Source organism: Anaeromusa sp., from assembly GCF_028691475.1.
Lineage (GTDB): Bacteria > Bacillota > Negativicutes > Anaeromusales > Anaeromusaceae > Anaeromusa.
Genome location: NZ_JAQUZF010000061.1, coordinates 1 through 15,557 on the forward strand (window position 1 = coordinate 1; position 15,557 = coordinate 15,557).

The window sequence follows — 15,557 nt, forward strand, 5'->3', positions numbered from 1 at the left end:
TTCGATTGGTGTGTAGCAACTTTAATTGTATGTGAGTTATTTACTTTATGCTCATTTTTTTGTGCAAAAAAATGTTGAGGTAAACATGCTCTTGCGTGCTTACCCCAACATTTATTATAGAACCGTAATTCTATCAAAAAAGCCCGTCCAACAGGACGGGCTTTAAGGCGTTTTTTAGGAGAAGAACATTTTCAGGTCGTCTTCAACATTGGTAATGCCGCCGATGCCGAAGGTTTCCACGAGAACCTTGGCGACATTAGGCGAGAGGAAGCCAGGCAGCGTAGGACCGAGGTGGATGTTTTTCACACCCAGGTACAACAGCGCCAGAAGTACGATAACGGCTTTTTGCTCGTACCAAGCAATGTTGTAGGAAATGGGGAGCTTGTTGACATCGTCCAGGCCGAAAGCTTCTTTAAGTTTCAGAGCAATAACGGCCAAGGAGTAGGAGTCGTTACACTGACCAGCGTCCAGAACGCGGGGGATGCCGCCGATATCGCCGAGAGGCAGCTTGTTGTAACGGTATTTGGCGCAGCCAGCGGTGAGAATGATGGCATCCTGCGGCAGAGCTTTGGCGAACTCGCTGTAGTAGTCGCGGCTCTTCATGCGGCCATCACAGCCAGCCATAACGAAGAAGCGTTTTACAGCGCCGCTTTTTACAGCTTCAATGACTTTGTCAGCCAGGGCCAGCACTTGGTTATGGGCAAAACCGCCGACGATTTCGCCGTCTTCCAGCTTGGTAGGCGAAGGACACTGTTTTGCATGGGCGATAAGCGCCGAGAAATCCTTGGTTTTACCGGCTTGGCGAGGAGCAATCTTTTTGAGCCCTTCAAAGCCGACAACACCGGTAACATAGACGCGATCTTTATAGCTCTCTTTAGGAGGCACCAGACAGTTAGTGGTCAACAGCACAGGGCCGTTGAAGGTTTCGAATTCTTTATCCTGCAGCCACCAGGAGTTGCCGTAGTTGCCGACAAAGTTGTCATATTTTTTGAAGAAGGGATAATAATGAGCCGGCAGCATTTCGCCGTGCGTGTAGACGTCAACGCCGGTTCCTTTGGTTTGTTCCAGCAGTTCTTCAAGATCCTTGAGATCGTGGCCGCTGATAAGAATGGCCGGGTTATTGCGCACGCCAAGATTGACCTTGGTGATTTCCGGCGAGCCGTAGGTAGTGGTATTGGCTTTGTCCAAGAGCGCCATAACGTCCACGCCGAATTTACCGCATTCCATAACCTGGGCAACTAGTTCATCCGCGCTAAGTGCGTTATTGGTGGTGGCTACCAAGGCTTTTTCCATAGCGGCGAAAATAGCGTCGTCCGCATAGCCCAAAACATAAGCGTGCTCGGCGTAAGCAGCCATGCCTTTGACGCCGTAAATAATGAGTTCCCGTAAGGAACGAACATCTTCATTTTCCGTGGAGAGGACGCCGACCGTAGCCGCCTTGGCTTCAAACGCTTCTACGTTGTCAGCATGCCACAACGCGCTGTCGTGAGCGGCTTTAGGCGTCAGGCCAGCTTTGATTAAGGCGTTTTTGACATCTTCGCGCACTACCAGGGCTTCCTTGATCCAAGCGACAAAACGTTCTTTGTCGAAGTTGGCGTTGGTGATGGTGGCAAAAAGGCCTTCCATGATGAATTTGTCCGCTCCGCCTGTAGGCAGCTTGGCTTCGCGGGCTTCCAAGGCATACGCGGAAATTCCTTTAAGGGTGTAAATCAGAAGATCCTGCAGATTGGCTACATCCGAGGTCTTTCCGCAGACGCCGCGCATGGTGCAACCGGTTCCTTTAGCTGTTTCTTGACACTGAAAGCAAAACATTGACATAGTGTTCCCTCCTTATAATATACAAAGTGACAGTAAATCCGTGTGAAAACTGCTGAAGTTATAGGTAATGCAGTTCTGTTGACAAACGTAGTATACCAAGGAGCTTTACGCATCGTCTGTGATGCAGGTCACATAAACCAAAAAATGCTGCAGAAAAACATAAGGTCTTAATTTTCCGTCTAAAGCATTTTAAGAAACAATTTCGACAAAGAAAAGTATTTTCCTGCTAGAATTATTTTTACTTTAAAGGGCACGGAAAATGGAGGGGCGGTGCAGCGTTAAGAACGCTGTTTGCCTGCAATGTAGCGGGTGGTGATGGCGGCAGCATTTTGGGTATAGAGAAAATGCTGCAACTGCTCTACAGGGGAAGCCGTTTGGAGATGTCTTGCTGGCTGCAGCACCAGCGCGTCTAGCTCAGAGCCGGCTTCGAAGCTGCCGACCTGCCCGAAAAAACGGCCGCCTCCTTTAGTAGCCAGGTAAAAAGCTTCACTGAGAGTAAGCGGCTTTTGCGATGCATCCTGCAAAAAGGCCAGCTTGGAAAGCTGCACGGCCCGGACGATGGCTTGGGGCATGCTGAAAGTGTGTCCGGCGCCGACGTCGCTGCCGAGGCCTACCGGAACCCCTGCGTCCAGGAAGCGCCGTGCTGGCATGATGCCGCTGCCTAGGTTGAGGTTGGAATCAGGGCAATGCACGGCAAAAACTTGTTTTTCGCGCATGCGCTCTAGCGCGGCCTCGCTAAGGTGCACGCAATGCGCCATGAGCGTCGGCATTTGGCCGAATAAGCCGTAGTAGTCATAGACATCATGATAGCCGGCTCGCTCTGGGAAGAGCTGATTCACCCAGGCGATTTCTTCTTTGTTTTCGGACAGATGGGACTGCACCGGCATTTGATAGCGCGCCGCCAGCTGTCCTAGGCCTTGGAGCAGTTCGCGACTGCAGGTGGGCGCAAAACGCGGCGTAACGATACCCCGCACCAAGGGGCCTTTTACATAGGAAGATAGAAACGACTCGGCATTTTCCAGGGCTTGGGTCGTATCTTCTTTAAGATACTCAGGACAGTTGCAGTCCATACTGACTTTACCTACATAGGCGCTCAGGCCGTATTTTTCTAAGGCCTGGCAAAGCAACCGAGCGCTTTCCTCGTGAATGGTAGCCCAGGTAACAACACGGGTCGTTCCCTGGTACAGCAGTTCGGAGGCAAAAGCGTCATATATTTCTTGCGCGTACGCAGTGGAGGAAAAACGCTGTTCTTCAGGGAAGGTATACGTTTCCAGCCAGGGTAAGAGCGGCAAATCGAGTCCCAGACCGCGCTGGCGGAATTGTGCAGCATGGGTGTGCAAATCTACAAAACCGGGAATTAGCAAGTGGCCGCTGTAATCGGCGATGGGGGCGCCTGCGTACTTCTCCGGCAGCTCCGGCGTTAAGGATACGATGCGGCCTTGGCGGACTGCTAAATAGTGTTCCTTGTGGCAAGTAAACGAGGCGGCCGAGGGGGTATGAAGGAAAGTTCCCTTTAAGATGCTCAGGTCATTTTTGTTCATGGAAGATGCACCTCCTTACTAATTTTATGATACAGCAAATCGCTTCGATAATAAAGAAAGACTCTGTAATTGTATACAATTGTACAGGGGCAGGAGTATAAGCGCGGGCGGAGAATAACATTGACGTACAACTATGATAACAGTAAGTGTGGCGGAGGAGAAAATGATGAGTGAATTTGTAAATGTGACAGCCGTAAAAGAAGCTAATATCTACTTCGAGGGCAAGGTGACCAGTCGGACGCTGCTTTTTGCGGACGGTACGCGCAAAACCTTGGGCGTTATGCTGCCTGGAGAATATGAATTTGGCACCGATGCGGCGGAATTAATGGAAATCCTCCAAGGAGAGATGGACGTACTGCTGCCGGGAGAAAGTACCTGGCGGACGGTCAAAAGCGGCGATTCCTTCCGAGTGCCGGCAAAATCTAAATTTCAACTGCAGGTAAAGCAAGTGGCGGATTATTGCTGCTCGTATTTGCCGGAATAAAGCAATCCAAGAAGCAGGCTTTTCAAATGGGAAGCCTGCTTTTTCGTCCTGCGGACCGGCTTGCTCCAATAAAAGTCTCAAATACAATCACCGCCGCCGCAGCCTCATTGAGCCCTCACTTTCCTTCTCCTGCATATCATCCCGCGACGCCTGTTCGGCAGCACGAAGAAATATTTGACTTTTCTGCCTACGCAGAAGGGATTCAACATAGGTGCAAGGAATTTAAACTTAATAATGAAGGCGGATTTTTTGCATGGAAAAGGAGGGGCCGCATATGCTTAAAAATGAGTGGAGCCGGTTGACGCCGGGTAAGATTGTTGCCGCATATGTGCTGGCAAGCTGGCTTTGGATTGCAGTCTCGGATCAGCTTTTGTATGCCTTGCCTTTTCCAGAGCATATGAAAACATTAGTGGCGACAGCAAAAGGCACGCTCTATATCCTTGCTATTGCGCTGATGCTGTATGGACTTTTGCGCGGTTATACCCGCGAATTGGAGCGTTCCGGGGCCAAGTTCGCCAAAGTGTTTCAACAGGCGGTTGATGTGATTTTGATTGTTCGCATGCAGGATTTGCAGCTGCTGGAAGCGAGTTCGGCTTTTTTTTCAACCTTCGGCTATTCCCAAAGTGAGATGAGCCGCCAGTCCTTCGACAAAGCCCGCTTATGGCAAGAGGGGAAACAATGGCGGCAAATGGTGCAAGCCTTGACGGACGAAGGCTCAGTGCGGGGGCAATTGGTATCTTGGCAAACGAGGAGCGGTGAAGTATATTCTGGCCGCTGCTATGGCGATACGCTGGAATTGAATGGCGAGCCGTGCTTGCTTCTAGTCTGGCATAATGTGACGGAACAGTTGCAGGCGGAGGCGGCGCTGGTAGCTTCGCGCAACTATCTGGATAAAATCATTCAAGCCATTCCCGACCCTGTGTTTGTCAAAAATCGGGCGCACCAATGGGTGCTCTTTAATGAAGCGTTGTGTCGTATGATGGGGAAAGAAGCGACGGATATCCAAGGGAAAAGCGACTATGATTATTTCCCGCCGGAAGAGGCAAAAGTCTTCTGGGACCAAGATGAACGGGTGTTTATTAACGGCGGGGAAAGTGTAAATGAAGAAACCTTTACCGATGTAAGTGGAAATAAATATACGATTGTAACAAAAAAGAAGCTCTACACGAACGAACAAGGGGAGCCTTTCATTGTTGGGGTCATTCGCGATATAACGCTTTTGAAAGAAACGAAAGAAAAGCTGCGGCAAGCTAAAAATGATTTGGAATGCAAAGTGGAAGAACGTACGCAGGAACTCATGGCGATGAATGAAGAAATGATTTCTGTAAATGCTGAATTGATTACGGCCAAGGAGGCGGCGGAAGCGGCCAATTTGGCGAAAAGCTTTTTTGTGGCCAATATGTCTCATGAAATTCGTACGCCGTTGAATGCTGTGCTAGGTTTTGGACAGTTGTTGCAACGGGACGAAACGCTTTCTCCCAGCCAAAAGGAGCACTTAGAACGCATTCATACGGCGGGGGAACATTTGCTGCGCTTGATCAACGACATTCTGGAAATTTCGAAAGTGGAGGCTGGTCGTACGGAATTGCAGCTGGCGCCTTGCTCGCTGGATAAGCTTTTGCGTGAGGTGGAGCAGATGTTCCGACTGCGCTTAGAGGAAAAGGGGCTGCGTTTTGTGCTGGAACGGGGCGAAGCCGTACCGGAGCGGATTATAACGGATGAAGGCAAGCTGCGGCAGATTTTGCTGAATCTAATGGGCAATGCCTTGAAATTTACCCAAGAGGGATTTGTGGCGCTGCGCGTGCAAGCCCAGGAAGCGGGAGACGGTTATGTGCGGCTTGAACTGGAAGTGGAAGATTCCGGTTCTGGCATGAACCAGAAAGAACTGGAACAGCTCTTTAAGCCGTTTCAGCAGCTTCACGCTGGCAAGGCTCAAGGCAGCGGCACAGGGTTGGGCTTAGCCATCAGCCAGGAATATGCCAAGCTCATGGGCGGGAGAATTGTAGCGCACAGTCAGCGCGACGCGGGCAGCCTCTTTACGCTGCAGGTCCTTGTGCAACAAGCCGGTGATGAAGAGATTGTAATGGAAGAACGACGTGTTTTGCGTGTTATAGACAAAAAGCCCAAAGTACTGCTGGTCGACGACGAGCATGTAAACTGCGAGCTTTTGACACAGCTGTTGCAGCCGCTGGGCTTTCAGACACGCTGTGCGCAGCATGGGCAGGCCGCGTTGGAACTGTATGAGTCGTGGAAGCCGGATTTGATGCTTTTAGATATGAGGATGCCGATTATGGACGGACACGAGGTCCTCAAACGCATCCGGCTGAAAGACGAACAGGTGCCGATTATCGCTGTTACGGCGAGCAGCTTTCATGATGAGCGGCAGAAAATATTTGACGAAGGCGCCAATGATTATTTGAGCAAACCGTTCCGCGAAGGGGAATTACTGAATAAAATCAAAACAGCCATTGCGGTAGAGTATCAGTATGCGGAAGAGGAACCGCTGGCTCTAGAAAAGACCTGTTTGGAAAAAATACGCCGCGAGGAACTCGATGTTTTACCGTCCGGACTGCGGATGGAGTTGTATAGGGCGGTGGAAAGCGGGGACTATTATTTAACATTGAATCTCTTGGAGGAAGTCAAAGCATTGGATAGTGAATTGGCGGAAAAACTGGCAAAAATGGCGCGGGCTTTTTCTTTTGAAACGATGTTGGAATTGCTGCAGCCGAAGGAGGGCCTTTCGTGAAGCAAACGATGTTTAACCGTCAACCGTTATTGCTGGTAGTCGATGATATGCCGGATAACTTGGAACTTTTGGCGCGGATGTTTAAAGAAGAAGGCTATCAAGTGCGTTTGGCGCCGTCTGGGGCGTTGGCGCTGAAAGCGGTGCAGGTGCAAGCGCCGGATTTGATTTTACTGGATATCAATATGCCGGAAATGAATGGCTTTGAGGTTTGCAAGCGGCTGAAAGAACAGGAACAGTGGCGGCAAATCCCCATTATCTTCATTAGCGCTCTAGGAGATGCGAAGGCAAAATTGGAGGCTTTCGAAGCCGGTGGCGTAGATTATGTGACCAAGCCATTCCAGTTTACCGAGGTTGAGGCGCGGGTGCGCACGCATTTGCAGCTGCATTTTTACCAGGAAAATCTGGAACAAATGGTGGCGGCGCAGGTCAAGGAGATTGCCGATACCCAGTTGAGCACCATCTTTGCGTTGGCCAAATTGGCTGAGTCTCGCGATGACGAAACCGGCGATCATTTGGAACGGGTGCGTACTTGCTGCCGCTTGCTGGCGGAAGCCTTGCTGCAGCTTCCGGAGTGCGGTGAAGTAACGGATGATAGCTTTGTGCGGACCATGGAGCAAGCCAGCTCGCTTCATGACATTGGCAAGGTTGGCATTCCCGATGGAATTCTGCTCAAGCCGGGCCGTCTGACACCGACGGAATTTGAAAAGATGAAAGAACACACGCTGATTGGCGCGCATACCTTGGAATCGGTGCGCGAACGGTACCCTCACAATATGTTTTTGGCTACGTGCATTGAAATTGTGCGCTGGCATCATGAACGGTGGGATGGGGCGGGTTATCCGGACGGCTTGAATGGCGGCGTGATTCCGGTTTCAGCGCGTATTATGGCGGTAGCTGACGTATATGACGCTCTTCGTTCGCGTCGTTGTTACAAGGCGGCGTTAAGTCACGAAGAAAGCCGGCAGATTTTACAAAAAGGCAGCGGCAGCCAGTTTGATCCGCTGGTGATCAAAGCTTTTTTGACGGTGGAAGCGGAAATTGTGGCGGCCTATGAGGCCATACAGGAAAGTAATTCGGATTATGAGTGAAAGTTACGGTGCGCGGCAGTTGCTGCGCGCCGTAGCTTTTCTTAAGGAGGGGGAATGGTGAAGCCTTGGCAACGCGGGCGAGGACCTCTTGCGTTTATTTGCATGGCTGTAGTGGGACTTTGCTTGCTGTCTTATTGGCTGCCTCAACCCAGAGCTGCAGCGCCTTATAGTCGTATCGTACTTATGGCAGATGCGCACTTGCCGGTGCGAACCGAAGTGGTGCAGGATGTGGCGAAACAGCTGCGAATTGAAGCGGCTAAGGAAAAAACGCTGCAAGATATTAATGCTTGGGACGATGTAGCGCAAGTGGCTGTGCTGGGCGATATTACGGCGGAGCGGGGCACGGTAGAAGAATATGCGTATGCAGTTCGCTATTTCGATGCGCTGAAAAAAACGCTTTTTCCTATGGTGGGAAATCATGACTATATGTATGCGGATACACTTTCGGAAAAGGGAAAACACCTGCGGGCGGATGAAAGAGAACGTCAGGAAAAACTGGAGCGCTTTAAGGCGGCGTTTCATTTGCCGGAAGTGTATTATAGTAAGCAAGAAGCAGGCTATTTGTTACTGTTTCTTTCGCCGGACTCCCTAGACGGCAAGTATTTGACAGAGCTTTCACCGCGGCAGCTGGCCTGGGCGCAGCAGCAGCTCGAGGCCAAGCCGCAGCTGCCGACCATCGTCTTTTTTCATGCGCCCTTGGCGGGAACACTAGCGCCATATAATAAAGAAGCCAATACGCCTAATTTTATCGCCCAGCCGGAAGCGGCGCTGGCGGAGCTTATTCAAAGGCATCCGCAAATTTTTCTTTGGGTGTCAGGGCATACCCATACGCCGGCGACCAATGCCAGCTTCGCAGCGCCTGTCAATGTATATGCAGGACAAGTGACCAATATTCACAATGCCGACATGGATCGGGAAACCATCTGGACGAATTCGCTCTATTTATACCCGGACCGGGTGGTAGTTAAGACCTTCGATCATAAAAGAGGGGCTTGGCTGGAACAGCTAGAGCGTACGGTATATCTGCCGAAGCGTTGAAACTCACTAGGGCGGGAGAGAAAACAGAATTTTGGCGGCGTTTGTCAATATGGATAGGCGAATAGGCCGAAGTATGGTAAGATACTGGCAGATAGTCTGTGGGACTGCAAAACAAAGCTAGGGGAGAGACAATATGTCGAGAAGCAAGGAAGAACTGGCCGGCATCAGCCATTTAGGAAGCCAGAATACAAAGTATCAGTACGCTTATGCGCCGGAGGTGCTGGAGGCGTTTGAAAACAAGCATCCAGGCAATGATTACTGGGTGAAATTCAATTGCCCGGAGTTTACCAGCCTTTGTCCGATGACAGGACAGCCGGACTTTGCCACTCTTTACATTAGCTATATTCCTGGTGAGAAGATGGTGGAAAGCAAGTCGTTAAAGCTATATTTGCTTAGCTTCCGTAATCATGGAGATTTCCATGAGGATGTAGTGAACATTATCATGAAGGATTTGTTCAAGCTGATGCAGCCGAAATACATTGAGGTATGGGGGAAATTCCTGCCGCGAGGGGGTATTTCCATTGATCCTTACTGCAACATGGCTAATGGCGAGGAAAAGTACGAAAAGCTGGCTTGGCATCGCATGGAGCAGCATGACCTCTACTGTATGGATAAGGTAGACAACCGTTAAGGTTCCGAACCCTGCAATTTGCCGCCGTCGTTTTGACGGCGGCTTTTTCGATGTTTATAGCCCCTCCATGGCGCATCCAGCGTATCGTTCAAGCCCTGTTCTCCGGCCTGTTCTATCGCTCTTTCTTTGTGTGTCGAAAAATGGTAAAGTATACAGTATTGCAGCTTACAGATGGTTGACTTTACCAGATAAAAGAAGGATAATTGTGAATACTATGGAAACAAAAAGCGCTGCAGGCAATACACAAGGGGGTACAGTTCGCGGTGAAAGGAAAAGAATTTGAAGAAAATTTAGAACGAGGGTTAAAGGAACGGCATATTCAGCTAATCGCTTTAGGCGGAGCTATCGGCGTAGGCTTGTTTTTAGGCTCGGCAACGGCGATTAAGACAGCGGGGCCGGCGCTTTTGCTATCGTACATCATTGGCGGCATCTTTATTCTGTTTATTATGCGCTCCTTGGGGGAGCTGGCGGTAGCCTATCCGGTCAGCGGCTCTTTTAGCGCCTATGCCAACAAGTTTATTGGTCCGTTGGCAGGTTATATTACCGGATGGACCTATTGGTTTATGTGGGTAGTGACCTGTATGGCGGAGATTACGGCGGTAGGGGTGTATGTGCAGTTTTGGTTTCCCGACGTGCCGCAGTGGATTCCGGCCATGCTGGCCTTGGTGGCTATGACCATTGTCAATGTGGTGGCGGTGTCCGCCTTTGGGGAGTTTGAGTTTTGGTTTGCCATGATTAAAATTATTACCATTTTGGTGATGATTGTCGTTGGGGCGATGATGATTTTCTTTGGCCTTGGCAACGACGGGATTCCGACGGGGTTGACGAATCTGGTCGCCCATGGCGGCTTTATGCCGATGGGCGTTGAAGGCGTTGTCATGTCCTTGGTGATGGTGATGTTCGCCTATTTGGGTATTGAACTGGTCGGCGTAGCTGCCGGGGAAGCCAGTAATCCGGAGAAAACCATACCCGCGGCGATTGACAAGGTGTTTTGGCGCATTTTGGTCTTTTACGTAGGGGCCTTGGTCGTTATTATGAGTCTCTATCCTTGGAATCAACTGGGGACCATCGGCAGTCCCTTTGTCTTTACCTTTAAAAAGTTGGGCATCGCGGCGGCGGCGGGCATTATTAACTTTGTTGTGCTCACGGCGGCTCTTTCTTCCTGTAACAGCGGGATTTTCAGCACCGGCCGCATGCTCTATAACCTAGCGCTGCAGGGCAAGGCGCCGGCTTGCTTCGGTAAACTGAGCAAAAACCGCGTGCCTCTCAACGGCATTTTGGTGTCTTTTTGTTTCTTGTTTATCGGCGTAATTCTGAACTATTTGGTTCCGGCGCAGGTGTTTGTTTATGTGACCAGCGTGGCTACGTCGGGCGCCCTTTGGGTGTGGGCGATTATTTTGATTGCGCAGATGCGTTTTCGCCAGAGTCTGACGCCGGAGCAGGTAGCGAAGCTAAAATACCCGTCCTTGTTGTATCCGGTGAGCAACTGGGCTACGTTGGCGTTTCTGGTCTTTGTAGTCATCGTCATGGCCTTTGACCCGGATACGCGCGTAGCCCTCTATGTAGCGCCGGCCTGGTTTGGGCTGCTTTTGGCCTGTTATTATGCTTTCGGCTTGCATAAGACGTCGGAAAAGCCTTTGGCCCGTGCGGCGGGCGGTAGGAATTAAGATTCGGACTGGAAATAAAGCAGCAAAGGGCGGTCGAGAGAAGCGCGTTTTCTCTTGATCGTCCTTTTTAATATTGTTCAATCTCTCGGAAAGATTTGACAAAAGGGAATTGTGCAGCTGTGTCGAAAAGCATACGGTAAGATAGATAATACTTTGGAGGCAAAGATGGGGCAAAAACGGTTGCTGCAAGAAGCGCTGTCTTGTAAAGGCAAACTGGTCTTGCTAGGGACCTCTAGTTTGGCTGGCGCCGTTTTAGCGGTTGCTCAGGCGGCGCTTATAGCAGCACTTTTAGACGGCGTTTTTCTGCAAGGAAGCAGCCTGGAAGAACTACATGGGCAGTGGCTGCTTTTGGGCGGCGTGCTGTTGTTGCGAGTGCTGGCGTTTTGGGGCGGTGAATCTTGTGGCGCGTATTTGGCGGCGGCCATAAAGACTTCCTTGCGGCGGCGGTTGGCGGGGCAGCTTTTAGCCATGGGGCCGGTACGCGGGGCCAGCGAAGCTACGGGTGAGCTGTTAGCCGTCTTAGGAGACGGGGTAGAACACTTAGAAGCGTACTTTGTGCGCTATTTGCCTAGCCTCTTTGCGGCGGCGGCGGTGCCGCTGTTAATTTTAGCGGTTATTACGCCGCGGGACTGGCCGTCAGCGCTTTTGATGCTGGTAACGGCGCCTCTTATACCTATTTTTATGACGCTCATTGGTCGGATGGCGCAATGGCGTACTCGTAAGCAGTGGGATCGCCTGCAACGCCTTGGAGCGCATTTTTATGACATGCTGCAGGGCATGCTGACTTTGAAGCTTTTTGGCCGCAGCAAACAGACTGTGAAAAGTGTTGCTTCGGCTAGTGAGGATTTTCGCGAGGTGACCTTGGATGTACTGAAAGTGGCCTTCCTTTCGGCATTGGTGCTGGAACTATTGGCGACGATCAGCACGGCTTTGATTGCCGTGGCGGTGGGGTTGCGTTTGCTTTATGGAAGCATGGAGTTTTACGATGCTATGTTTGTGCTTCTTTTAGCGCCGGAATTTTACCAGCCGCTGCGGCAATTGGGAGCGCATTTTCATGCGGCCTTGGCGGGGAAAGCGGCGGCGGAGCGCATCTATTCGTTATTGAAAGCGGAGCAGGCACTGCAGCAGGAGCCGGAAACTTGGCGTTTTACCGGGCCTGTAACAGTGGCGTTGGAAGATGTGTCGTTTGCGTATGAGGGCGGTGCAGAGGTGCTGCGGCATGTTTCACTGCAATTGCAGCCAGGGAAAATAACTGCTTTGGTGGGAAGTAGCGGCGCTGGCAAAAGCACGATAATGTCTTTGCTCTTAGGCATGATGGCGCCTGCAGCAGGCTGTATTCGCATCAATGAACGTGTCTTGAATGCGGCGGGAATTGAAGCGTGGCTGCGGCATGTGGCATATGTGCCGCAACAGCCATATTTGTTCCAGACCAGCTTGCTTGAGAATATTCGTTTGGCCAAGCCGGAGGCGTCAGAGGAAGAAGTGGAAGCGGCGTTTGCTCTGGCTGGAGGAGCAGCGCTGGCGGCTGCCTTGCCCAAAGGGTATGAGACGATGTTAGGGGCGGGCGGCGTAGAATTGTCCGGCGGGGAAAGGCGGCGCGTGGCTTTGGCGCGAGCCTTTTTGGCGGATGCGCCGGTGCTGCTTTGCGACGAAGCGACAAGCGGCTTGGACCCGGAAAGCGAAGCCGCTTTGCAGCAATCTTTTGAGAGGCTTTGTCAAGGCAGAACGGTGCTGGTAATTGCGCACCGCCTAGGTACGGTGCGGCGAGCGGATCAAATTGCTGTTTTAGAAAGCGGCCAAATTATTGAGGCGGGAAATCATAAAGAATTACTGACGCAGCAAGGGGCGTATGCGGCGTTGTTGTCTGCTGCAAAGGGGGCGAGCGTATGAAGTCGCTGTGGACGTTGCTCCGCTGCGTGCCGAAGCCTTGGCTGAGTATGCTGCTGGCGCTGCTGCTGGCTTGGCTGACTGGTGCGGCGGGGCTGGGTCTGTTGGCTGCATCGGCTTGGTTGATCGCCATGGCGGCCCTGCATCCTTCCATTACGGTTTTATCACTGGCTATTGTTGGCGTGCGGTTTTTTGGGATTGCCCGAGCTGTTTGCCGCTACGGCGAGCGTTATGTATCTCATGATGCTACGTTTCGCATTTTGGCGCATTTGCGTGTATGGCTGTACCGACGCATTGAACCGTTAGCGCCGTTTTATTTGGGGACGCAAAGCGCGGCTTCCTTGCTGGACCGCTTGGTAGGCGACGTGGAGGTCTTGAAAGACTTATTTTTACGTGCTTTTTTGCCGCCGGCAACGGCGTTTTTTTCCTGCCTGGCTTTTGCTCTTTTTTCGTGGTTCTTTGTAGGTCCTTGGCCGGCTCTGGTGGTGTTGGGAGCGTACTTGACGGCGGCGGTAATTCTGCCGTTGTGGTTGGCCGGTTCGTGGCGGCGCGGCGCAGAAGCGGTGGCGGCGGAGCGGGAACGCTTGCAGACGGCGGCGGGCGATTTGCTGGGGGGGCTGGGAGAACTCTGGGCTTTTCGCCAAACTCAGGAGCAGGCGCAGCGCTTGGGCGCAGCGGCGCAGCGTCTGGCTATGGCGCAGCGGCGGCAGAGCCTGCTTAGCGGTGCGGGGGAAGCGTTTGGCATGGCTGTAGGCTATGGAGCGTTATGGCTCTTGCTGTGGGGCGGCCTTCCCTTGGTGCGAAACGGGCAATGGTCTGGCGTGGATTTATCAGTATTAGCCTTAAGCGTGCTGGCCTTAGGCGAGTTTTTTCTGCTTATGCCTGCGGCTGCCCGTTATTTAGCCGATGGTACAGCGGCAGCTGAACGAATTTTGGAAACTGCCGCGAGGCAACGGCCTGAAAAAGGAGAAATGGCGTGCGCAGGGGGCAAGCTGGAGGTGCGCAATCTGTCGTTTTTATATGCGGATAATTTGGCACCGGCGCTGCAAGATATTTCTTTTTCCTTAGAAGCGGGAAAAAGCATTGCCGTTGTTGGCGCCAGCGGCGCAGGTAAGAGTACGCTGCTGGCGTTGCTGCTGGGGTTTCGTCAGCCGACAGGAGGAACCATTTCGCTGGGAGAAATGGCGGTGGACGCTTGCAGCGAGGAAAGTTGGCGCAGCCATTTTGCCGTAGTGCCGCAGCAATCTTATTTTTTTCATTTGTCCTTAGCGGACAATTTGCGGGTGGCTCGCCCGGAAGCATCCCTAGATGAGCTGCGGTCGGTGCTGGCGCGGACGCAGATGCTATCCTGGCTGGACTCCGAGCCTCAAGGCTGGGAACGTTCCGTCGGCGAGGGAGGCGGCGGCCTTTCGGGAGGACAGCGGCAGAGACTGGCCATTGCCAGGGCGCTTTTGAAGGAGGCTCCTTATTGGCTGCTGGACGAGGCGACTGCCGGCTTGGATGCAGTGACGGCCCAAGAAATTATCTCGCTGCTGCGGCTGATAACGGTAGATAAAGGGGTTCTGTGGATCACGCATCACCTGCAGGGGCTGGAGGCTGTAGATGAAATTCTGGTTTTGCAGCAGGGGCGTGTTGTCGAGCGAGGCTGCATGAGGGAATTGCTTGAAAAGCAAGGCGCCTTTTATCGTATGTGGACTGTGGAGCGGGAAGCTTGCATTTGAATTTGCGGGAAAATCATGCTATGCTGATTTAAGAAGATTTTATGGTGAACGTCAAAGCAAGGAGTGTTGAGACGATTATGTCGGAATATACCTATGTATCTCAGAAAAAATGTCCCATTTGTCAGAATGAGTTCGAAGCAACTCAGGTGAAAAGCCGAGTGCCTATGCGAGTGCAAGATACGGACTTCTGCACACATTTTAAAGATTTCAATCCTTATTTTTATAGTGTTTGGGTGTGTAATCATTGCGGCTATGCTGGCGCAGACAGTTGGTTCTGCGAACCGGGGCCAGCGGCGGTAGAAAAAATTCGCGCATTCTTAGCTGGCAGGGATGTGCATCTGGACCTGGGAGGAGAGCGTACCTTTGAAAAAGCGGTTAACGCTTATAAGATGGCGATTTTCTATGCGGAACTTGTGAAGGCTCCAGCAAGCAGGCTGGGCGGGTTGCTGCTCAAATTGGCCTGGGTCTACCGCTTGGAAGGCAAGCAGGAAGAAGAGCGCGGTGTACTGGAAAAAGCGGTGGCGGCTTATGAAGAGGCTTTGTCGAAGGAACGGATGCCTATTGGCAATATGACGGAAGTGACGCTGACGTATCTGGTCGGCGAATTACTGCGGCGCCTTGGCAATTACCAGCGGGCTAAGCTGTATTTTAATCAAGTGATTTCTAATCCCCTGGCCCGGGGCGAGCGCAATGTCTTCAAAATGACACGTGATGCTTGGAATGAGATCCGTGAGGAAGAAAAACGGCAGAAAGAAGAAGAAGAAGCTCAAAAAACAGAGAAAAACATGGCTTGAACGGATTGTAATTTTTGCCGAACTTATGTATAATAAATCTCGGCGGTTATCAATGCCGCATCTATGGGGGCGTAGCTCAGATGGGAGAGCGTTTGGTTCGCATTCAAAAGGTCAGGGGTTCGATTCCCCTCGTCTCCACCAA

General features: G+C 51.7%; 11 protein-coding genes and 1 tRNA gene. 10 read left to right on the top strand and 2 right to left on the bottom strand.

From position 1 onward, the window contains the following. Positions 1-174: 174 nt before the first annotated feature. Together hcp and guaD are read right to left on the bottom strand one after the other, a co-directional pair. Positions 175-1,818: a hydroxylamine reductase gene (gene hcp / locus PHF27_RS08995; protein WP_300068782.1), complete on the bottom strand. Its 1,644-nt coding sequence runs from the start codon at positions 1,816-1,818 to the stop codon at positions 175-177. Positions 1,819-2,096: 278 nt separating this feature from the next. Continuing rightward, positions 2,097-3,359 carry a guanine deaminase gene (guaD, locus tag PHF27_RS09000; protein WP_300068785.1) on the bottom strand — a complete coding sequence of 421 codons (1,263 nt, stop codon included), beginning with the start codon at positions 3,357-3,359 and terminating at the stop codon, positions 2,097-2,099. 166 nt (positions 3,360-3,525) lie between these two features. Here guaD and PHF27_RS09005 point away from each other — a divergent pair, with 166 nt between their 5' ends. The 10 genes from PHF27_RS09005 (at position 3,526) to PHF27_RS09050 (ending at position 15,556) form a co-directional block, all read left to right on the top strand. Next, on the top strand, positions 3,526-3,843 hold the full coding sequence (locus tag PHF27_RS09005) for a pyrimidine/purine nucleoside phosphorylase (RefSeq protein ID WP_363320055.1): 318 nt from the start codon (positions 3,526-3,528) through the stop codon (positions 3,841-3,843). Between the two features lie 274 nt (positions 3,844-4,117). Continuing rightward, positions 4,118-6,589, top strand: coding sequence for a PAS domain-containing hybrid sensor histidine kinase/response regulator (locus PHF27_RS09010; protein WP_300068790.1), 2,472 nt, complete (start codon positions 4,118-4,120; stop codon positions 6,587-6,589). Beyond that, positions 6,586-7,677, top strand: coding sequence for an HD domain-containing phosphohydrolase (locus PHF27_RS09015; protein ID WP_300068793.1), 1,092 nt, complete (start codon positions 6,586-6,588; stop codon positions 7,675-7,677). The genes PHF27_RS09010 and PHF27_RS09015 overlap by 4 nt, the downstream gene beginning before the upstream one ends. Positions 7,678-7,731: 54 nt before the next feature. Then, the gene (locus PHF27_RS09020; RefSeq protein ID WP_300068796.1) at positions 7,732-8,715 is read left to right on the top strand and encodes a metallophosphoesterase; all 984 of its coding nucleotides are present in this window, start codon (positions 7,732-7,734) and stop codon (positions 8,713-8,715) included. A gap of 133 nt (positions 8,716-8,848) precedes the next feature. Further along, positions 8,849-9,346, top strand: coding sequence for a preQ(1) synthase (queF, locus tag PHF27_RS09025; RefSeq protein WP_027936899.1), 498 nt, complete (start codon positions 8,849-8,851; stop codon positions 9,344-9,346). A gap of 263 nt (positions 9,347-9,609) precedes the next feature. Beyond that, entirely contained in the window at positions 9,610-11,013 is a 1,404-nt protein-coding gene (locus PHF27_RS09030) for an amino acid permease (RefSeq protein ID WP_300068801.1), read from the top strand. A 165-nt stretch (positions 11,014-11,178) separates the two neighbouring features. Next, the gene (gene cydD, locus PHF27_RS09035) at positions 11,179-12,903 is read left to right on the top strand and encodes a thiol reductant ABC exporter subunit CydD (protein ID WP_300068804.1); all 1,725 of its coding nucleotides are present in this window, start codon (positions 11,179-11,181) and stop codon (positions 12,901-12,903) included. After that, entirely contained in the window at positions 12,900-14,621 is a 1,722-nt protein-coding gene (gene cydC / locus PHF27_RS09040; protein ID WP_300068807.1) for a thiol reductant ABC exporter subunit CydC, read from the top strand. Before cydD ends, cydC begins: the two co-directional genes overlap by 4 nt. Positions 14,622-14,698: 77 nt before the next feature. Further along, positions 14,699-15,415 (top strand): DUF2225 domain-containing protein, encoded by a 717-nt coding sequence (locus PHF27_RS09045; RefSeq protein ID WP_300068810.1) that lies wholly within the window; start codon positions 14,699-14,701, stop codon positions 15,413-15,415. Between the two features lie 65 nt (positions 15,416-15,480). Continuing rightward, positions 15,481-15,556, top strand: a tRNA-Ala gene (locus PHF27_RS09050). Position 15,557: the final 1 nt, after the last annotated feature.

What these genes read in the sequence shown, in the direction of transcription:
- hcp (WP_300068782.1), bottom strand. Translation starts at nt 1,818, where the DNA reads ATGTCAATGTTTTGCTTTCAGTGTCAAGAAACAGCTAAAGGAACCGGT.
- guaD (WP_300068785.1), bottom strand. Translation starts at nt 3,359, where the DNA reads ATGAACAAAAATGACCTGAGCATCTTAAAGGGAACTTTCCTTCATACC.
- PHF27_RS09005 (WP_363320055.1), top strand. Translation starts at nt 3,526, where the DNA reads ATGAGTGAATTTGTAAATGTGACAGCCGTAAAAGAAGCTAATATCTAC.
- PHF27_RS09010 (WP_300068790.1), top strand. Translation starts at nt 4,118, where the DNA reads ATGCTTAAAAATGAGTGGAGCCGGTTGACGCCGGGTAAGATTGTTGCC.
- PHF27_RS09020 (WP_300068796.1), top strand. Translation starts at nt 7,732, where the DNA reads ATGGTGAAGCCTTGGCAACGCGGGCGAGGACCTCTTGCGTTTATTTGC.
- queF (WP_027936899.1), top strand. Translation starts at nt 8,849, where the DNA reads ATGTCGAGAAGCAAGGAAGAACTGGCCGGCATCAGCCATTTAGGAAGC.
- cydD (WP_300068804.1), top strand. Translation starts at nt 11,179, where the DNA reads ATGGGGCAAAAACGGTTGCTGCAAGAAGCGCTGTCTTGTAAAGGCAAA.
- cydC (WP_300068807.1), top strand. Translation starts at nt 12,900, where the DNA reads ATGAAGTCGCTGTGGACGTTGCTCCGCTGCGTGCCGAAGCCTTGGCTG.
- PHF27_RS09045 (WP_300068810.1), top strand. Translation starts at nt 14,699, where the DNA reads ATGTCGGAATATACCTATGTATCTCAGAAAAAATGTCCCATTTGTCAG.